This is a genomic window from Falsibacillus albus (assembly GCF_003668575.1).
Taxonomy (GTDB): Bacteria; Bacillota; Bacilli; order Bacillales; family DSM-25281; genus Falsibacillus; species Falsibacillus albus.
This window is the reverse complement of sequence record NZ_RCVZ01000014.1, coordinates 45,525-64,705: the sequence shown is the minus strand read 5'-3', so window position 1 is coordinate 64,705 and position 19,181 is coordinate 45,525. Positions and strand designations below refer to the sequence as shown.

14 protein-coding genes are annotated in these 19,181 nt (G+C 47.0%); 4 read left to right on the top strand and 10 right to left on the bottom strand.

The features are described 5' to 3' along the window. Nucleotides 1-775: 775 nt before the first annotated feature. The 7 genes from icmF to D9X91_RS17380 form a co-directional block, all read right to left on the bottom strand. Nucleotides 776-4,042: a fused isobutyryl-CoA mutase/GTPase IcmF gene (gene icmF / locus D9X91_RS17410; protein ID WP_121681931.1), complete on the bottom strand. Its 3,267-nt coding sequence runs from the start codon at nucleotides 4,040-4,042 to the stop codon at nucleotides 776-778. Then, a complete protein-coding gene (locus tag D9X91_RS17405; protein WP_407644206.1) occupies nucleotides 4,039-4,641 on the bottom strand; it encodes a TetR/AcrR family transcriptional regulator in 603 nt (200 codons plus the stop codon). The genes icmF and D9X91_RS17405 overlap by 4 nt, the downstream gene beginning before the upstream one ends. 862 nt (nucleotides 4,642-5,503) lie before the next feature. Beyond that, nucleotides 5,504-6,643, bottom strand: coding sequence for an acyl-CoA dehydrogenase (locus D9X91_RS17400; RefSeq protein ID WP_121681929.1), 1,140 nt, complete (start codon nucleotides 6,641-6,643; stop codon nucleotides 5,504-5,506). Between the two features lie 246 nt (nucleotides 6,644-6,889). Next, nucleotides 6,890-8,026 (bottom strand): acyl-CoA dehydrogenase, encoded by a 1,137-nt coding sequence (locus D9X91_RS17395; RefSeq protein WP_121681928.1) that lies wholly within the window; start codon nucleotides 8,024-8,026, stop codon nucleotides 6,890-6,892. A gap of 317 nt (nucleotides 8,027-8,343) precedes the next feature. Continuing rightward, nucleotides 8,344-9,195 carry a 3-hydroxybutyryl-CoA dehydrogenase gene (locus tag D9X91_RS17390; RefSeq protein ID WP_121681927.1) on the bottom strand — a complete coding sequence of 284 codons (852 nt, stop codon included), beginning with the start codon at nucleotides 9,193-9,195 and terminating at the stop codon, nucleotides 8,344-8,346. A gap of 187 nt (nucleotides 9,196-9,382) precedes the next feature. Further along, the gene (locus D9X91_RS17385; protein WP_121681926.1) at nucleotides 9,383-10,573 is read right to left on the bottom strand and encodes an acetyl-CoA C-acetyltransferase; all 1,191 of its coding nucleotides are present in this window, start codon (nucleotides 10,571-10,573) and stop codon (nucleotides 9,383-9,385) included. Nucleotides 10,574-10,847: 274 nt separating this feature from the next. Further along, nucleotides 10,848-12,965, bottom strand: coding sequence for a heterodisulfide reductase-related iron-sulfur binding cluster (locus D9X91_RS17380; RefSeq protein WP_121681925.1), 2,118 nt, complete (start codon nucleotides 12,963-12,965; stop codon nucleotides 10,848-10,850). A gap of 334 nt (nucleotides 12,966-13,299) precedes the next feature. On the opposite strand from D9X91_RS17380, the gene D9X91_RS17375 reads away from it, so the two are divergent. The 3 genes from D9X91_RS17375 (at nucleotide 13,300) to D9X91_RS17365 (ending at nucleotide 16,292) form a co-directional block, all read left to right on the top strand. Then, nucleotides 13,300-14,511: a phospholipase D-like domain-containing protein gene (locus tag D9X91_RS17375; protein WP_121681924.1), complete on the top strand. Its 1,212-nt coding sequence runs from the start codon at nucleotides 13,300-13,302 to the stop codon at nucleotides 14,509-14,511. Nucleotides 14,512-14,625: 114 nt separating this feature from the next. Further along, on the top strand, nucleotides 14,626-15,579 hold the full coding sequence (gene uvsE / locus D9X91_RS17370; protein ID WP_121681923.1) for a UV DNA damage repair endonuclease UvsE: 954 nt from the start codon (nucleotides 14,626-14,628) through the stop codon (nucleotides 15,577-15,579). 53 nt (nucleotides 15,580-15,632) lie between these two features. Next, a complete protein-coding gene (locus D9X91_RS17365; protein WP_158598353.1) occupies nucleotides 15,633-16,292 on the top strand; it encodes a Dph6-related ATP pyrophosphatase in 660 nt (219 codons plus the stop codon). Nucleotides 16,293-16,339: 47 nt separating this feature from the next. On the opposite strand, the gene D9X91_RS17360 is transcribed toward D9X91_RS17365, so the two are convergent. Next, a complete protein-coding gene (locus D9X91_RS17360) occupies nucleotides 16,340-16,519 on the bottom strand; it encodes a XapX domain-containing protein (RefSeq protein ID WP_121681921.1) in 180 nt (59 codons plus the stop codon). A 230-nt stretch (nucleotides 16,520-16,749) separates the two neighbouring features. Here D9X91_RS17360 and D9X91_RS17355 point away from each other — a divergent pair, with 230 nt between their 5' ends. Beyond that, complete coding sequence (locus tag D9X91_RS17355; protein WP_148709086.1) at nucleotides 16,750-16,977, top strand: hypothetical protein; 228 nt, start codon at nucleotides 16,750-16,752, stop codon at nucleotides 16,975-16,977. 55 nt (nucleotides 16,978-17,032) lie between these two features. Here the strand turns inward: D9X91_RS17355 and argS are convergent, their stop codons facing one another. Together argS and D9X91_RS17345 are read right to left on the bottom strand one after the other, a co-directional pair. Further along, on the bottom strand, nucleotides 17,033-18,703 hold the full coding sequence (gene argS, locus D9X91_RS17350; protein ID WP_121681919.1) for an arginine--tRNA ligase: 1,671 nt from the start codon (nucleotides 18,701-18,703) through the stop codon (nucleotides 17,033-17,035). Continuing rightward, nucleotides 18,700-19,152, bottom strand: a complete 453-nt coding sequence (locus D9X91_RS17345; protein WP_233569834.1) for a DUF1934 domain-containing protein — start codon at nucleotides 19,150-19,152, stop codon at nucleotides 18,700-18,702. The genes argS and D9X91_RS17345 overlap by 4 nt, the downstream gene beginning before the upstream one ends. Nucleotides 19,153-19,181 lie beyond the last annotated feature (29 nt).

The following is a 19,181-nucleotide window of genomic DNA, read 5'->3' as shown; positions in this document are numbered from 1 at the left end:
TTCCGATCCAGCCTTGTCTGTTTTATAGCGGCGTAGAAAAAATATATCGAAGCCAACAAGAACGGTATTGCTCCCAGCTGCAGTGGATACAGATAATATGTACCGAGCAAAAATACCACAATCATCACAGGTAGAAACAGCTTCTTCATCGTTTCACTTCCAAACATACAGTTCACCAGATTCATTATTGCCAATCTCTTAAAATTATAAAGGTCTTGTTTGCAAATTGGCATCATTTTTTGTTAAAAACTTGAAATTGGTGTATTTTGGTGTGAAAAATAATACGATTTGTCGGTATGTCTCCAGGTGGGCTGAGGGCTGAGATCTGAGGACTGGCGAAAATTGTCGAAAATAGTAGAATAATCGATATATCGGAAATTTCGAAGATAAATCGTGCATTTTCGTAGATAAATTAAAGTTTTCGCAGATATATCAGTTATTTTCGCTGATATTCATGAATGCTCACATGATATTTCAACAAAAATTCCGCTTTAACACTTCTTTATTACTATTTCCTGCCCAATATCACTTTAATATCCGTCCGAGATTCCGCTTTTAGAGGCATTTCCATATTTTTTTGAGTCAACGAAGGGATTTTGAATAGGCTGCTAAGATATTTTGGAAATATCGAGACTGGTTAATGACAATTTGTCGAATAACGTTTTTCGACAAACCCCATATATTCAGATACAGTCGCCCCACTATGCACTATGCAGTCCAACTTAAAAAAAGCTTGTGGAGCGTATTCCTCCACAAGCCGGCAAATTAAATGATCTTACATGTTCCTTCTGTATTGTCCCCCAACTTCGTACAGGGCACGGGTGATTTGACCAAGGCTGGCCACCTTAACGGTTTCCATCAATTCAGCAAAAATATTGCCTCCTGAAACAGCCGTTTGCTTCAGTTTGGCGATTGCCGCTTCTGTTTCGCCCTTATGCGCCTCTTGGAAGGAGCGCAGATTCTCGATTTGTGTTTCTTTTTCCTCTTTAGTGGCACGCGCCAATTCCATGCTGTTCATTTCATCTTCGGACGGCGGATTCGGATTCAAGTACGTGTTGACCCCGATGATCGGCAGTTCGCCCGTATGCTTCTTCATTTCGTAGTACATGGACTCTTCCTGGATCTTTCCACGCTGGTACTGCGTTTCCATCGCACCCAATACACCGCCGCGGTCATTGATCCGTTCGAATTCCTGCAGCACCATTTCTTCGACCAAGTCTGTCAGCTCTTCGACGATGAATGATCCTTGCAGCGGGTTTTCATTTTTCGATAAGCCATGCTCCTTCGTAATGATCATTTGAATCGCCATCGCACGGCGGACCGATTCTTCCGTCGGGGTGGTGATCGCTTCATCATACGCATTCGTGTGGAGCGAGTTGCAATTATCCTGGAGCGCCATCAACGCCTGCAGCGTCGTGCGGATATCATTGAAGTCGATTTCCTGTGCGTGCAGTGAGCGCCCTGATGTTTGAATATGATACTTCAGCTTTTGGCTGCGCTCATTCGCACCATATTTGTTTTTCATGACGGTTGCCCAAATCCTTCTGGCAACACGGCCGATCACGGTATATTCCGGATCGAGTCCGTTTGAGAAGAAGAATGACAAGTTCGGTGCGAAGTCATCGATGTTCATGCCTCTGCTCAAGTAGTATTCCACATACGTAAAGCCATTTGCGAGAGTAAAGGCCAATTGGGAAATCGGATTGGCACCCGCTTCAGCGATATGGTAACCGGAAATGGAAACGGAATAGTAGTTCCTTACTTGATTTCCAATGAAGTAGTCCTGGATGTCCCCCATCATCCTTAACGCAAATTCTGTTGAGAAGATGCACGTATTCTGACCTTGATCTTCTTTTAAAATGTCAGCCTGAACCGTGCCGCGGACCGTTTTCAGCGTCATCGCCTTCACTTCATCAAACTCTTCGGCATTCAAGGAACGCCCTAGTTCTTCTTCTCTTTTGACGATTTGCTGCTGAATCGCTGTGTTCATGAACATCGCCAGAATGATCGGCGCCGGTCCATTGATCGTCATCGATACGGACGTCGACGGATGGCAAAGATCGAATCCGGCGTACAGCTTATTCATATCCTCAAGCGTACAGATGCTGACACCGCTTTCGCCGACCTTCCCATAAATATCCGGACGGTGATCGGGATCTTCCCCGTACAGTGTCACGGAGTCAAACGCCGTGCTCAATCGCTTCGCATCATCGTCCTTGGATAAGTAATGGAAACGGCGATTCGTCCTTTCCGGCGTTCCTTCCCCCGCAAATTGGCGCTTCGGGTCTTCTCCTTTGCGCTTGAACGGGAATACGCCTGCTGTATACGGGAATGAGCCCGGTACATTTTCTTTATAGACCCAGCGAAGAATTTCGCCGTAGTCTTCATATTTCGGCAGGGATACTTTCGGGATATCCAGGCCAGACAAGCTTTTCACCGTCAGCTCCGTCACGATTTCCTTGTCGCGGATTTTCGTGACGAATTCCTTGCCGCTGTATTTTTCTTTTAATTCCTTCCAGCTGCTCAGCACCTTTTTCGATTGTGGCGTCAATTTCTCCTGGACATCTTTTTTCAGCGCCTCAAGCGAAGCCGCGATTTCACTGTTGGTTTCCTTCTCATTTACTGCAGAAATGGCACCCTCCAGCTGGAACATTTTCCGGGCAAGCCGTACTTGCTCCTCGGCATCCTTATGGTAGTTCCGGACAGTATCGGAAATCTCCCTTAAATAGTAGCGTCTATTGTTCGGGATGATGACATTCTGTTTTTCCACTTTGACATTTTTAGAGAAAGGGACATTCCAATCAAGGCCGACCTTCTCATTTATTTTTTCCACCAAGGCTGCAAATAAAGCATTTGTCCCCGGATCGTTGAACTGGCTGGCAATCGTGCCGTATACCGGCATATCGCCAAGGTCCTTGTCGAACAGCATATGACTGCGCTGATATTGCTTTTGCACCTGGCTCTTTGCATCCTCAGAACCTTTTCGTTCAAACTTATTGATGACGATCAGATCTGCGAAATCGATCATATCGATTTTTTCCAGCTGTGACGGTGCACCGAATTCACTCGTCATCACATACATCGAAAGGTCGCAGATGTCCGTGATTTCTGCATCGCCCTGGCCGATCCCGCTCGTTTCAACGATGACCAAATCATAGTCAGCTGCTTTCACGACACTGATGGCATCTTTGATCGCAAGCGACAGCTCGGATTTCGATCCCCTTGTTGCCAAGCTGCGCATGTAAATACGCGGGGAAGAAATGGCGTTCATGCGGATCCGGTCTCCAAGGAGCGCTCCACCGGTTTTTTGCTTCGTCGGATCGATGGACAGAACCGCGACTTTCTTGTCGGGGATTTCGTTGATAAAACGACGGATCAGCTCATCCGTCAAAGAGCTTTTCCCCGCTCCTCCGGTACCGGTAATCCCGACAACCGGAACGGACTTGGCGAGTGTACGGACTTCGGCAAAAACGGATTCCGCCGCCGCGGCAGCCTCCTTATTATCGCCGATTTGATATTCCGCCAAGGTAATCAGTTTGGATATGGTCGGAACGTTGCCCTCCTTCAAGTCGTCAATTTTCTGGCGGATGTCATCTGTGACTGTCGGATAGTCGCACTCCTCCACCATTTTATTGATCATCCCTTGAAGGCCAAGGTTTCTCCCATCCTCAGGCGAAAAGATCCCTGAAATGCCGTAATCGTGAAGCTCCTTGATTTCGCGCGGGATGATGACCCCACCGCCTCCGCCGTATATGCGGATATGGGATGCCCCTTTTTCTTTCAAAAGGTCATACATATATTTAAAATACTCAACGTGACCGCCTTGATAGGAAGAAATCGCAATCCCTTGGGCATCCTCATGAATCGCAGCCTGGACAACCTCTTCGACAGACCGGTTGTGCCCGAGATGGATGACTTCTGCACCGCTTGACTGCAGGATCCTCCTCATAATGTTGATGGATGCATCGTGGCCGTCGAATAAACTTGAAGCCGTCACAAACCGAACATGATGCTTTGGTTTATATACCTCTACGTTACTCATCGTTCTCCTCCTGTTCCAACAGGTTTTTGGTACCCCTTTATTCCTGAAAACAATAAATCTGTTTGAATGGTTATATATTGTTCAATCGAGCATTCCTTCCGGAGCGCCCATCTCCTAAAGCCCCACATCTGTCCTTGGACGAAAATGTTATGGGCAAGCATATGAATATGATTCGGATGAATTTCCAACTCACCATTGGTTACACAATTGCGGATGAGTGATTCAAACATCCCCACCATTTCCAGCTCTTTCTTCAATACATATGGCAAAGCGTCCTTTGTCAGCGATTTTACTTCCTGATACATGACGAGCACTTCATCCTGCATTTCATCCATGATTTTAAAATAGTAGGCGATGCCAAGCTTCAGGCTCTCGAGTGTCCCCTGGCTCGTATCCATCCCGAGCAGCCTGTCGCGGACTTGATCATAGATGCTGTCGCAGACCAAATAAAGCACATCTTCCTTCGTCCGGATATATTCATATAAAGTACCGATGCTGAAGCCGGCCGCGCGGGCAATTTCTCTTGTTGTCGTGCGGTGGAATCCCTTTTTCTTAAAAAGAGAAACTGCGCCTCTTATCATCTGATCCCTTCTTTTCATGACCAGGCGTTCATCCTTGACGGAAGCATGGACTTCTCGTTTTTTATTCAAAATATCGACCGCCTCTGCTTTCTTTTCTCCCTTCAGGACAAGACGAAGTCCCCCAACTTCGTCTCCGGATCCGTTCACCTTGACTAACATCTAAAAGCTTCTTTTTGTTCGTCGTCCCATCCATTCCCTTTGTTCTTACGATGCTGCTATCTATATATCGAAACATACCCCTGTTTGTTTTTGACTGATTTCGAAAGGCTTTTTTCATTTTGTTTTTTTGCTAGGTGCCAAAACTTGATGACAGTGGATTGCCGCTGCAGGTTGCATGCTTTCCGAGTGGCCTCACAGGAAGTGAGGTCGTTCGATGTTGGCACAGGGACGTGCCGAACTTAATCGAACATCCGCCGAAGTTTTCCTCGCTTCGCTGTGGGGTCTCACCTGGACCGCTTATCCCTCCGGAATCTCGCACCTCCCGCTTCGATCATCGCCTCTGGGCTAGCTGCCTCCGCTTTTCTACTTGTCTAGCTCCACCGGCTAGAGGCTGTGAGATTTCCCTCATCGTGTCTACGATAAGTCAACATCGATTCGCTGACGCTCATCGTGTTTCCTTTATCTCCGACGTACAGGAAGTACTAGCAAAGGCGTTGCCACAGGACGTGGCGAAATTAGCCTTTGTTCCTTTTAATCTCTTCGCCTCTGATCAAGCCGGCTCCGCTTTTCTATTTGTCTAGCTCCGGGACCCTATCGCCTAGTAAGCTTCCCTCCCCTCGTCTACGATAAGTCAACATCAAAGGCTAGCGCCTTTGTGTTTCCTTTATCTCACTCGGGTCAGTCCAGCTTAAACGGCGATAAGAAGGGTCCCTCCGCTTTTCTATTTCGTCAGCATTCTTGAGATGACCAGGCGTTGGATTTCTTGTGTGCCTTCGTAGATTTGCGTGATTTTCGCGTCTCGCATGAAGCGTTCGACCGGGTAGTCCTTTGTATAGCCGTAGCCGCCGAATACTTGAACGGCTTCTGTCGTCACCTTCATGGCTGTATCGCCTGCAAGGAGCTTCGACATCGCCGATTCTTTTCCGTATGGAAGCCCTTCAGATTCAAGCCACGCTGCTTGGTAGGTCAATAATCTTGATGCTTCTATGCCTGTCGCCATGTCAGCCAGTTTGAAAGAAATGCCTTGATTCGCAGCGATCGGTTTGCCGAATTGCTGGCGTTCCTTGGCATAATTGACTGATGCATCAAGGGCGCCTTGTGCGATGCCGACCGCTTGGGCTGCAATGCCGTTGCGTCCACCATCCAGTGTCATCATGGCAATTTTGAAGCCTTCCCCTACTTCTCCCAAGATGTTTTCTTTCGGCACGCGGCAGTCTTCAAAAATAATTTCGGTTGTCGGAGAGGAACGGATTCCGAGCTTCTTTTCTTTTTTCCCTACTGAAAATCCTTCAAAGCCGCTTTCAATGATGAATGCTGTTGTCCCGCGCTGTCTTTGGGATGGATCTGTCAAAGCGAACACGACATAAATATCGGCAATTCCGCCATTTGTGATGAAGATTTTTGAACCGTTTAAAATGTAATGATCCCCGTCTTCACGCGCCGTTGTTCTCATTCCGCCTGCATCCGATCCTGAACCCGGCTCCGTCAATCCGTAAGCACCGATTTTTTCACCTTGCGCCATCGGCCTTAAATATTTTTGCTTTTGCTCTTCTGAACCGAACTTATAAATCGGCCACCCCGCTAAGGAAGTGTGCGCCGAAAGCGTCACTCCTGTCGATGCGCACACACGCGACAATTCCTCGACTGCAATGCAGTAAGCCAAATAATCAAAGCCGATGCCTCCGTATTCTTCCGGCCAAGGAATCCCCGTCAAGCCAAGCTCGGCCATTTTGTCAAAGATTTCACGGTCGAAGCGTTCTTCTTCATCTCTTTCAGCAGCAGTCGGTGCCACTTCATTCACGGCAAAATCGCGGACCATTTTTCTAAGCATTTCGTGTTCTTCTGATAATCGAAAATTCATGACCATTCCTCCGTATGTTTAGAATCTATTATTCTTGCAGTTGGTTTATTTAAAGGCTCTATTCATAAAGTTGTTGCTATTCATCAAGGTTGGCAAGTTGGATTTCCACGGCAGGACGCTCGTTTTCCGAGGGGCGTGCGGTGAGCCTGCTCGGCTTCCGCATGCGGGGTCTCACCTGACCGGCTAATCCCTCAGTAGTCTCGCACCTGCTGCTCCAATCAACATCACAATCTTTGCGAAAACAGCTTATCTCAATAAGTGCTTCGATACAACGATCCGTTGTATCTCACTTGTTCCTTCATAGATTTCCGTAATTTTAGCGTCCCGGAAGTACCTTTCCACCGGGTATTCCTTCGTGTATCCGTAGCCTCCAAACACCTGGATTGCTTCTGTGGATACCTCGACAGCCGCCCTTGATGCAAACAGTTTGGCCATCGAAGCTTCCTTGCCGCATGGCTCGCCTTTTGCCCGAAGTTCTGCAGCCTGATAGACTAAGAGTCTTGCCCCTTCCACGCTCGTTGCCATGTCCGCGAGTTTGAAGCCGATCCCTTGTTGGGCAGCGATCGGCTTACCGAATTGCTGGCGTTCCTTCGCATATTCAACGGATTTTTCAAATGCGGCATCCGCGATCCCCAACGCTTGCGCCGCAATTCCGATCCGTCCGACATCGAGATTGGCCATCGCGATCCTAAAGCCTTCCCCTTCATTACCGAGGAGGTTTTCCACTGGTACTTTCATATCTTCAAAGGTGAGCTGAACCGTACGTGATCCATATAACCCCATCTTATGCTCATCTTTTCCGATCACAAGTCCCGGGGTGCCTTTTTCCACGATAAATGCGGATATCCCCTTGCTGCCTTCCTCTCTATTCGTCAAAGCGAACACGATGTACACATCGGCTTCTCCCCCATTGGTGATGAACACCTTCGAGCCGTTGATGATATAATGATCATCTTTTTTTACTGCCCTTGATTTAAGACTGGCAGCATCCGATCCCGAGCTCGGTTCCGTCAGGCAAAATGCCCCTAAATATTCACCTGACGCAAGCTTGGTGACATACTTTTGCTTCTGTTCTTCCGTTCCGAAATATAGGATCGGATTCGTGCAGACCGATGTGTGGACGGAAAGGATGACCCCGACAGTCGCACTGACTTTTGACAATTCATGGATCGCGATGATGTATGAGAGGAAATCCATTTCCGCGCCGCCGTATTTTTCAGGCGACGTGATTCCCATCAGGCCCAATCCAGCCATCTTCTTGATGATGTCCCGCGGAAATTCCCCTGCCTCCATTCTTTCAACGAATGGAGCTATTTCCGTTTCAGCAAAATCACGGACCATTTTCCGCATCATGTTCTGCTCTTCTGTTAATCGTAAATCCATGTTTCTCCCTCCTGTTGCTGACAAGCTTGGTGACGCAACATCCCTTTGTTCGTTTTTTTATCTTTTTAAACGGGCTTGGATCAATTTGGTGAAAAGATCCTCATTTTAGTCTCGAAATCAGCCATTTCAAGTTGGATTGATCTGATTGAGTTCGGATATCGGCCAAAATAGTAGATTTATCGGTCAATTTTTTAATATATCAGCCAAATTCGATAATATATCAGCCGTTTTTTTGATATATCAGCCAAAATGGAGTAGATATCGGCCAATCGACACCATTCGACTCACCTTTACACGACCCGTACGCCAGCTAACGCTTAGCTGTAGCTATAGAATCCTCTGCCCGATTTTTTCCCGATCCAGCCGGCTTTGACATATTTGCGCAGGAGCGGGCATGGACGGTATTTGTCGTCCCCGAAGCCTTCATGAAGCGTCTCCATGATGTACAGGCACGTATCGAGTCCGATAAAATCAGCCAATGTGAGCGGCCCCATCGGATGGTTCATGCCGAGCTTCATCACTTCGTCGATCGCCTCCACGGTTGCGACTCCTTCATACAACGTGTAGATGGCTTCGTTGATCATCGGCATCAAGATGCGGTTGGAGACGAAGCCCGGAAAGTCGTTCACTTCCACAGGTACTTTTTTAAGCGACTTCGTCATGTCCTCGATGGCCTGATATACTTCATCCGTCGTCGCAAGGCCGCGGATGATTTCGACAAGCTTCATGACCGGCACCGGATTCATGAAGTGCATACCGATGACTTGTTCTTGCCGCTTGGTTGCTGCCGCTATTTCAGTGATCGGCAGTGACGATGTATTCGATGCAAGGATGGCATGGGCTGGTGCTATTTCATCGAGCTGTGCGAAGATCTTCGTTTTGATCTCCATGTTTTCAACTGCGGCTTCGATCACGATATCCACGTTTTCGGCATCCTGCAGATCCGTCGACTTCGTCAGATTGGATATTGCGGCATTCTTTTCATCCTCGGTCATGCGTCCCTTTTCCACGCTGCGGGAAAGGTTCTTCGTAATGACTCCCATTCCCCGCTCCAGGAATTCCTCTTTTAAATCATTCAAAATGACCGAATAGCCGGCCTGTGCACAGACTTGCGCGATTCCGGAGCCCATTTGACCGGCACCGATGACCATCACTTTTTTGATATTCATTTTGTCTTCCTCCCCAATGGTAGTGGTACACGTTTTTCAAAGGTTATTTTCATATAGGCTGTTCAAGGTTGATTTCGGCGCCTCTCGCACCTTCTGCTCCAATCAACGCCTTTTTCGATAACTTCCTTTGGTCATGCTTTTTTTCCAAGCAAGACTCATTTATTAAAATTCGATTCAAAATCCAGGCTCACTCCGACTTCGGAACCTCAATCATGATGGCATCTCCCTGGCCGCCGCCGCTGCAAATCGCTGCGATTCCGAATCCGCCGCCGCGTCTTTTCAGCTCATAGGCAAGCGTCAATATAATGCGTGCTCCAGATGCACCGATCGGATGCCCCAATGCTATTGCCCCGCCATTGACATTCACTTTCTCCGGGTCAAGCCCGGCAATTTTGCTGCTTGCCAAGGAAACCGCTGCAAATGCTTCATTGATTTCAAACAAATCGATTTCATCCAATGATTTACCTGTTTTCTTCAAAAGCTCATTGATGACAAGTCCTGGGGTCTGCGGGAAGTCCTTTGCTTCCACCGCGAGGGCAGTATGTGCCAAAATTGTCGCTAGTGGCGTCTTTCCTTCCTTCGCTGCCCTTTCCTCGCTCATCAACAGCATCGCTGCCGCCCCGTCATTGACACCAGGGGCATTCCCTGCCGTGATGGTCCCATCGTGGTCGAACACGGATGAAAGCTTCGCAAGCTTTTCAATCGATGTATCCTTTCTTGGCGCCTCATCCTGGCTTACGACAATCGGATCGCCTTTTCTTTGCGGAATGCTGACAGGTACGATTTCCTCGGCAAAAACACCTTCTTCCATCGCCTTGACCGCACGCTGATGGCTTCTAAGCGCCCATTCGTCCTGCTGCTCTCTCGTAATCTCAAACTCTCTTGCCGTCGAATTCCCATAGGTGCCCATATGTACCCCATTAAATGAGCAAGTCAATCCATCGTGAATCATTAAATCCTTCACCGTTGAGTCACCCATCCTGAAGCCCCATCTCGCTTTCGGAAGAACATATGGCGCATTGGACATCGATTCCATTCCGCCTGCCACGATCACTTCGCCATCGCCCGCACGAATGATTTGATCCGCCAATGTGACGCTCCTCATTCCGGATGCGCAGACTTTATTGATCGTTTCCGTCTTTACTTCCCACGGCAACCCGGCATGGCGCGCAGCCTGTCTGGAAGGGATCTGTCCCTGGCCGCCTTGGAGCACCGAACCCAAGATGACTTCCTCCACTTGATCAGGCTGTACCCCAGCTCTTTTCAATGATTCTGCGACCGTGATGCCGCCCAGTTCAGATGCGGTCATGGAACTCAAGCCGCCCCCCAACTTTCCGAATGGTGTACGTGCACCGCTGATAATGACTGTTTTCCCCATAAAGAATCTCTCCTTTTCCTGTCATTAAACACACTTTAGGTAAACGCTTACAAAATCTTGACTGAACGCTCGCTCGACATAGGTTAAAAAAGAAAGGGACAAATTGCCCCCATATTGAAAACGCTTCATATACTTCTATTCTACAAGAAAAATAGTAGGAATTGAAATATTTTATAAAAAATTCAAACATTTTCACATCCTACTACACATTCAATTGTATTTGACAGCCCCACCCCCCGGTGCCTGTCACCAAAGGGGCAGGGCTGGCTTTCTTTTAGGATACGAGGGTTTCTTTGCTGCCGTCCCCGCACACGGCTTTTTCGAGAAGCTCGGCTACATCATATGTGCTGACGCTTTCCTCTACTTCTTTTGCTTTTGTTCCGTCGGAAAGCATCGTCAAGCAGTAAGGACAGCCTGAGCTGATGACCGATGGATTGACGGAGAGAGCCTGCTCCGTCCGTGCAACATTGACGCGGTGGCCTGTATCTTCTTCCATCCACATCAAGCCGCCTCCTGCACCGCAGCACATTCCTTTTTCCCGGTTGCGCTCCATTTCGATCAATTTCACGCCAGGGATTGATTTTAGGATTTCACGCGGCGGATCGTAGACTTCGTTATATCTGCCCAAATAACAGGAGTCATGGAACGTGATCGTTTCATTGACTTCAAACTTAGGCTTAAGGCGCCCCTCTTCCACCAGCTTCGCTAGCAGCTCTGTATGGTGGTAAACTTCTGCGGCGAGTCCGAAATCCGGATACTCATTTTTAAAGATGTTGTAGGCATGCGGATCGATCGTCACGATTTTCTTCACTTCGTTCTTTTCAAACTCCGCAATATTTTGCGTGGCCAGCTCCTGGAACAAGAATTCATTTCCTAAACGGCGCGGCGTATCTCCTGAGTTTTTCTCCTTGTTGCCGAGAATCGCGAACTTCACACCCGCTTCATTCAACAGCTTGGCAAACGATAGCGCGATTTTTTGGCTTCGGTTATCAAATGAACCCATGGAGCCTACCCAGAATAAATATTCAAATGATTCATCGGCTTTTTTCATTTCTTTCACTGTCGGCACATGGACATCTTCGCGTGCTTCGCGCCAATTCTCGCGCTCTTTGCGGTTCAATCCCCACGGGTTTCCTTGACGTTCGATATTCTGCATCGCCCTTTGGGCATCTGCATCCATCTTCCCTTCCGTCAGTACAAGATAGCGGCGAAGGTCGATGATTTTATCGACGTGTTCATTCATGACCGGGCATTGATCTTCACAGTTGCGGCATGTCGTACATGCCCAGATCTCTTCTTCCGTGATGACATCGCCGATCAAGCTTGGACTGTAGGATAATCCTGCAGCAGCCTCTTCAGCCCCCTGGCCGGCACTGGCCAGCGCCAATTGATTGCCTTTCGTTTTGGAGAAAGCAAAGGTCGGCACCCATGGCTGTTTGGATGTGACAACCGCACCGTGGTTCGTCAAATGATCGCGAAGCTTCACGATCAAGTCCATCGGCGAAAGCATTTTTCCGCTTCCGGTCGCTGGACACATATTCGTGCATCGGCCGCATTCTACACATGCGTACAGATCGATCAACTGAAGCTGCGTGAAATCTTCAATCTTGCCGACACCGAACGATTCCTGTGATTCATCCTCAAAATCGATCGGCTTCAATTTCCCGACGTTTTCAAGGCGATTAAAATAAACGTTCGCAGGTCCTGCAAGCAAGTGGGCATGCTTGGACTGTGGTACGTAAACCAAGAACCCGAGAAGGAACGTCAAATGCACCCACCAGGCAAAATAGAAAATCGTGATGGAAGCCGTTTTTCCAATCGCTCCGAATACCGTCGCGACCAAGGACGCCACGGGCTCAGTCCATGACAGCTCCTCGCCGTGCCAAATGATGCTCATCCCGTTTCCGATCAAGACGGAAAGCATAAGCCCTCCAATGAATAAAAGCACCAGACCTGATTTGAATCCGCGCTTCAAACGGACAAGCTTTTCGATATAGCGGCGGTAAAACGCCCAGCAAACCGCGAATAAAATGACCAATGTCACAATTTCCTGGAAGAATGTAAAAGCAGGATACAACGGTCCCAGCGGTAGATGCGATCCTGGATTAATCCCCTTCCAAATAAAATCGATCGCCCCAAACTGGACGAGTAAAAATCCATAAAAGAACATGACATGAATCGATCCGCTCTTTTTATCCTTCAATAATTTCTTCTGGCCGAACACATTCACCCAGATTTTGTTCAAGCGCTCTTTGACATTGTTATCGAACTCGACTTTTTTTCCGAGTTTGATATATTGGATTCTCGTTTTGACGACATACACAAACAAACTGATTGCGTAAGCGGTTACAAGAAGAAATGCAATAAGATTAACCCAAAGCAGCCCATTCATCTCCGTAGATCTCCCCTTTCAGCTATTTTTACTGTAAATCCCCGTTGTTCAAACTTTTAAAAAGAAATAAATTTTCTGATAACGCTGTATAGTTCCATTATATAATGAATGAGCATTCAGTCAACACATTTCTAAAAATGTTTTCCCATTCTTTTATTACAATTCGACATTATTCTGTTTGTTCCTTTCGTTGTTGGGGAATTCTAATATAGGTACAGTTTTACATCCCGCACTGTTTCGCAGCAGATACCAAGCGGGATTAAACGAATAAAGTTTTTTACTATGCCAATATAATCAATTGACACTACCTTTACATAGAAGTGAGGTTCGGCCCATGGGATGGCTAGCAATCAGCGGAATCATAATCGGAATTCTGATCGTACTTATTTTGCTATTGATTCTTGATTTTGAACTCGGACTAAAAAAATACATTAAGACGGCCGCAGTAAGAACCTATCCAAAACGGTCCAGCAGCATGGACATCATTGCGAGCGGACCGGAGCTTTTTGAACTGATGTTTGCTGATATCAAAGCAGCCACGACACAGATCTATACTCTTTTTTACATCGTCAAGGACGATGATTTCAGCCGCTCTTTCCTGGCACTGCTCGAACAAAAAGCGAAACAGGGCCTGGAAGTCAAATTGCTCGTGGACTACATCGGGGGACACAAAATCGATAAAGGTGCGCTAAAAAAAGCACAGGATGCAGGGGTACGATTCGAATTCTGCAACAGACCCTATTTCCCCTACTTCTTTTTTTCTCTCCAACAGCGCAACCACCGCAAAATCACCGTCATTGACGGGAAGATCGGCTACCTTGGCGGCTACAATGTCGGGAAGGAATACATCGATGATAAGCCAAAGCTATCCCCTTGGCGCGATTATCATTTGCGAATGGAGGGGGAAGGTGTGGAAGACCTCCATCAAGAGTTCCTCATCGATTGGAAGCGTTCTTCCAAGCAAAAGGATGATTATCGACATCCTGATTTCAGCGTAATGCCCAAAGGGAGCACCGAACATATGCATTTCCCTTCAGAGGGTGTCCGAATGGAGGAAGAGCTTTGCCGATTGCTTCGCGAGACCAAGCAATCGCTTTATATCGGGACGCCGTATTTCATCCCGACCAAGAAGGTATTCAAAGAAGTGCTGTCTGCGATGGACCGCGGCGTGACACTAAAGGTCATCGTTCCTGAAAAGGCCGATCATCCGCTAGTAAAGGAAGCTTCCTATCCCTATCTATGGGAGGTCATCAAGCGCGGGGCTTTGGTCCATCAGTTTCTGAATGGATTTTATCACGCTAAAGTATTGATCATTGACGGGAAAATGTGTGACATCGGCACGGCAAACTTTGATCGCCGAAGCTTTTTATTAAATAATGAAATGAACTGTTTTATTTATGATCCAGTATTCATTGGACGGGTAATGGAAGTGATGGATAAGGACATGGGCGATTCCCACCAGTTGACCTTTGATGAGCTCAAGCAGCTGCGAAAAAAAGCCGTCTTGAAAGAAGCTCTTGCAAAGTCCATCCAAACACTGCTTTAGGATTTTTTTCAGGCTGTTTTCTAAAAATATCTTCCAACTCATTATTGAAATAACTAATTGAAGCGAGCATCCTGGAGTGAAAATCTACTACTCTTTTTTAATAGGAGGTCTGTTGTGCAGATTCGATTTGGCTATGTAGCAAATGCTTTGGCTCTCTGGAACGCCAGTCCGTCAAAAACATTAACCTTTGCACGTTATCAAAAGCTTCCTGAATCCGAGCGGAAAGAAAAGTTATTGGCAGTGACCGCAGAAAATCTTCACAATACAAAGCGGATCCTATTTTACAATGCCGCCCACCAAGTATCCCTCTACCGCCTTTCAAGTTCACTGGTTCCATTGGCCACACACCCTGAAGTGATGTGGGATTTCATCACTCCCTTCCAAAAGGAGTGGAAGGAACTCGGGCAGCTGATCAAGGCTTTTGACATAAGAGTGAGCTTCCATCCGAACCAGTTCACTTTGTTTACAAGCCCGCGGGATGAGGTGACGGAGAATGCGTTGAAGGATATGGACTACCACTACCGGATGCTTGAAGCGATGGATGTCGCCGACCAAGGCATCATCAATATCCATATCGGCGGGACATACGGGGATAAAGAAACGACCCTCGTCCGCTTTCATGAAAATCTGACCAGGATCCCCGACAAAATCAAGAAAATCATGACCCTAGAAAATGACGATAAAACATATAATGCCGAAGAGACGCTGCTGGCATGTGAAAAACAGGGCATTCCCATGATACTCGATTATCATCATCACCTCGCCAACCCTTGCGAGGAAGAGCTTTCACTTCTTTGGCCGAGGATCTATGATACATGGAGTCAGAAAGCAACTGTTCCGAAGGTCCACTTTTCTTCCCCAAAATCTGAAAAAACATTCCGCTCCCATGCGGACAATGTTTCTCTTGATTTCGTCCGTCCATTTTTAACAATGGCCAAGGAATATGGCAAGGATTTCGATATTATGATCGAGGCTAAAAACAAGGATTTGGCCATGCTGAAATTGATTGAGGATGTCGCAGGAATCCGAGGTGTCAAGCGTCTGACTGGCTCGGTTTTAAAATGGTGAGGGATTCGGTTCTTTCTGTATGGTAAACTTGCAGAAAAGGAGCGATGGCCATAATGAAAAAAGTTTGTGTTTCTTGGAGCGGCGGCCGCGACAGCACATTGATGCTGTATAACCTGCTGAAGAGCGGCGAATTCAATGTTTCCTCACTTTTAACGACACTGAATGCCAAGAGTGAAAAGGTATTGATGCATGACATCCCCCATCATCTGCTGCAGAAGCAGGTTTCTTCTTTGGGGATTCCACTAAAAGAGATTTGGTTCGACGAAAAAGTCTCCAATGATGTGTATGAAAAAGTGATGAAAAATGAGATTCAGAACCTTGTCCAATCCGGCCATGAATATATGGCATTCGGCGACCTATTTCTTGAAGATATCAGGAAGTACCGTGAAAAGAATCTTGCCGATACAGGTCTGCAGCCGATTTTCCCACTTTGGGGGATGACGAGTGAGGTAAGCAGCCAGGCCTTTTTGAATGCCGGCTTTAAAGCAACCATCATTTGCGTCGACAGTGATCAGCTTGATCCTTCTTTTACCGGCGCCGAGTACAATCAAGCCTTCTTGGACTCCCTCCCCGACCAAGTCGATCCATGCGGTGAAAACGGGGAATTCCATACATTTGTCTATGACGGCCCCCTATTTGATACACCCGTTTCCTTTGATGTAAAAGGCTCATACATAAAATTCGACCGCTTCCACTATGCAGAACTATATTAAAACAAGGTATGCCCCTTTGGTGACAGGCACCAAGGGGCATACCTTATTTATTTCAGCAGATCCTGGATCATGGGCAAAATCCACTCATATACTTTAAATCCCAAATAAATGCCGACGATGCCCGTAATCCCCGCCAGTGCAGGTGGAGCCGGGATCGGCAGCCGGAATACGGCAAAAATGAAGCCGACGATAAAGCCGGTCAGCAAGGCAAGAGCTACAACTTTCATTTCATCATTCCCCTTTTAATCGTGAAATTACGGTGTTGTTCCTTGAATTTATTCTAAAGTTTTCCATATTATTATCAACTTTGCTCTCCTTATTTTCAAGCATCCATCGGGAATCATACTTAGGATGATTATTCAGTGCTGAAGAGAGGGTGACGAACTTAGTCGGAAAGTGTCGAATAATCGATAAAAGCATTTTTACATGTTTTTCATGGAACCAGATTGTGGTTCTGATGACCGTCACAAGCGAAAATCGTTTTGAGGGGAACCAGATTGTGGTTCTGGTGACCATCCCGAGCGAAAATCGTTTTGAGGGGAACCAGATTGTGGTTCTGGTGACCATAACGAGCAAAAATCATATTGACGGGAATCAGATTTCGGAGCTGGTGACCGTCGCCAGCAACAATCAATTTGATGGGCATCTGTTTTCGGACCTGGTAAACTCGAGTATTTTTATATAAATCTCATATAAAAAACCGGAATCCCCTGAAGGATTCCGGTTTTCGTATGAACATATTACATTTTTTCCGGTGCTGCAACCCCGATTAATGCAAGTGCATTCTTAAGGGTGATCTGCACAGCTTTGATCAATGCCAAGCGGGCCTTTGTTTGTTCCGGTTGTTCTGGATCAAGGACCTTTTCCGCGTTGTAAAAGCTGTGGAACGCAGCAGCCAAATCATTGATATAATTGGCAATGCGGTGCGGAATGCGTTTTTCAGCCGCTTCTGCCGTTACCTGTGGGAATTCACCCATTTTTTTCAGTACTTCCATTTCTTTTTCAGCCTTAATGTAGCTGAAGTCTGCATCGTCTGAAGCGGTAAAGCCCGCTTCTTCGCCTTGGCGCAAGATGCTGCAGATGCGCGCATGTGCATATTGTGCATAGTAGACTGGATTTTCATTGGATTGGGAAACGGCCAGATCCAAATCGAAGTCCAGGTGCGTGTCGCCGCTGCGCATTGCGAAGAAGTAGCGGACTGCATCGAGGCCAACTTCCTCGACCAATTCACGCAAGGTGACAGCTTTTCCTGTCCGTTTGCTCATCTTCATTTTCTCGCCGTCTTTATACAATTGCACCATTTGAATGATTTCAACTTCCAGGTTATCAGGATTGAAACCAAGTGCTTCGATTGCCGCCTTCATACGAGGGATGTAGCCGTGGTGGTCGGCTCCCCAAATGTTGATGACCTTGTCGTAGCCGCGGTTGAATTTGTCTTTATGGTACGCAATGTCCGGCGTTAAATACGTATAGGAGCCATCGTTCTTGATCAGGACGCGATCCTTGTCATCATTGAAGGTCGTGGAGCGGAACCATGTAGCACCGCCCTCCTCGAACACATGGCCATTTTCGCGAAGCGTCTTGAGGGCATCGTCGATCTTCCCATTTTTATAAAGGGACGTTTCGGAATACCATACATCAAATGGCACACGGAAATCTTCCAAGTCATCTTGCAGCTTGGCAAGCTCATATTTCAATCCATATTCACGGAAAAATTCATAGCGTTCTTTTTCATCCGTGTGGACAAATCTGTCTCCGTGTTCTTGTGCCAAAGTCTTGCCGATTTCGATGATATCCGCTCCATGATATCCGTCTTCCGGCATGTCCTTCTCAAGGCCAAGCGCCTGGAAGTAGCGGGCTTCAACGGAAACAGCAAGATTGTGGATTTGATTGCCGGCATCATTGATGTAATATTCACGCGTTACATCATATCCTGCTTTTTCAAGCACGTTGCATAGGGAATCTCCGACAGCCGCTCCGCGGGCATGTCCCAAGTGAAGGTCTCCCGTCGGGTTTGCCGAAACGAATTCGACCTGGATTTTTTGGCCTTTCCCAGCGTCAGACCGGCCATAATCATCGCCTGAACGGAGAACGGTAGGAATCAAGTTCGTCAAATAGCTATTGTTCATGTAAAAGTTGATAAACCCTGGACCTGCGATTTCGATTTTTTCGATGGATGCCTTTGAAAGATCAAAGTGATTGACGATATCTTCCGCAATCATACGGGGAGCTTTCTTTGCCACTCTCGCCAGCTGCATTGCCATGTTCGTGGAATAATCCCCATGCGTTTTTTCCTTCGGCGTTTCCAAGATAACTTCCGGGATCTGTTCCTCTGTCGCCAATTCTGCCTTCAAGACTGCAGCCTTGATTTCGTCTTTCAATAATTCCTGAACCTGCTCTACTATGTTCATAACCGTTCTTGTTCCTCCTTGTAATCGATGTTCATTTCGTATACACCTACAGATGATCCTTGCAGAATCAGCTGGTATTTTAATTGGAACCGACCGTCGACTGCCTTCTCTTTTTCTTGAGAGTGCTTGAGCTCACTCGTTTTCGAAATAAGCATCAACGTTCCATAAGGGCTTTCATAAGATCCGTTCTTCGGTTTCCCATTCAGGAAGCTCAGCCTCATCTTGAGGGCTCCGCTGCGCAGAATGACGGCTTCATTCCCAGAAATTTTCACGATCGTATGGACCGTTCCTTCTTCCTGGACCTCATCATATTTTAAATAAACCGCATTGTCTTTTTGGTAGTATTGACCAAACGCGGTCAGTTCATAGGTTTCTTGTTCATTATCATGCTGAATTTTCGTCGTCAGCTCGATTTTAATAGGTATTTGTTCTGCTCTCGCTGCTGCCAAAGCATCCACATCCTTTTACGACTTGTATA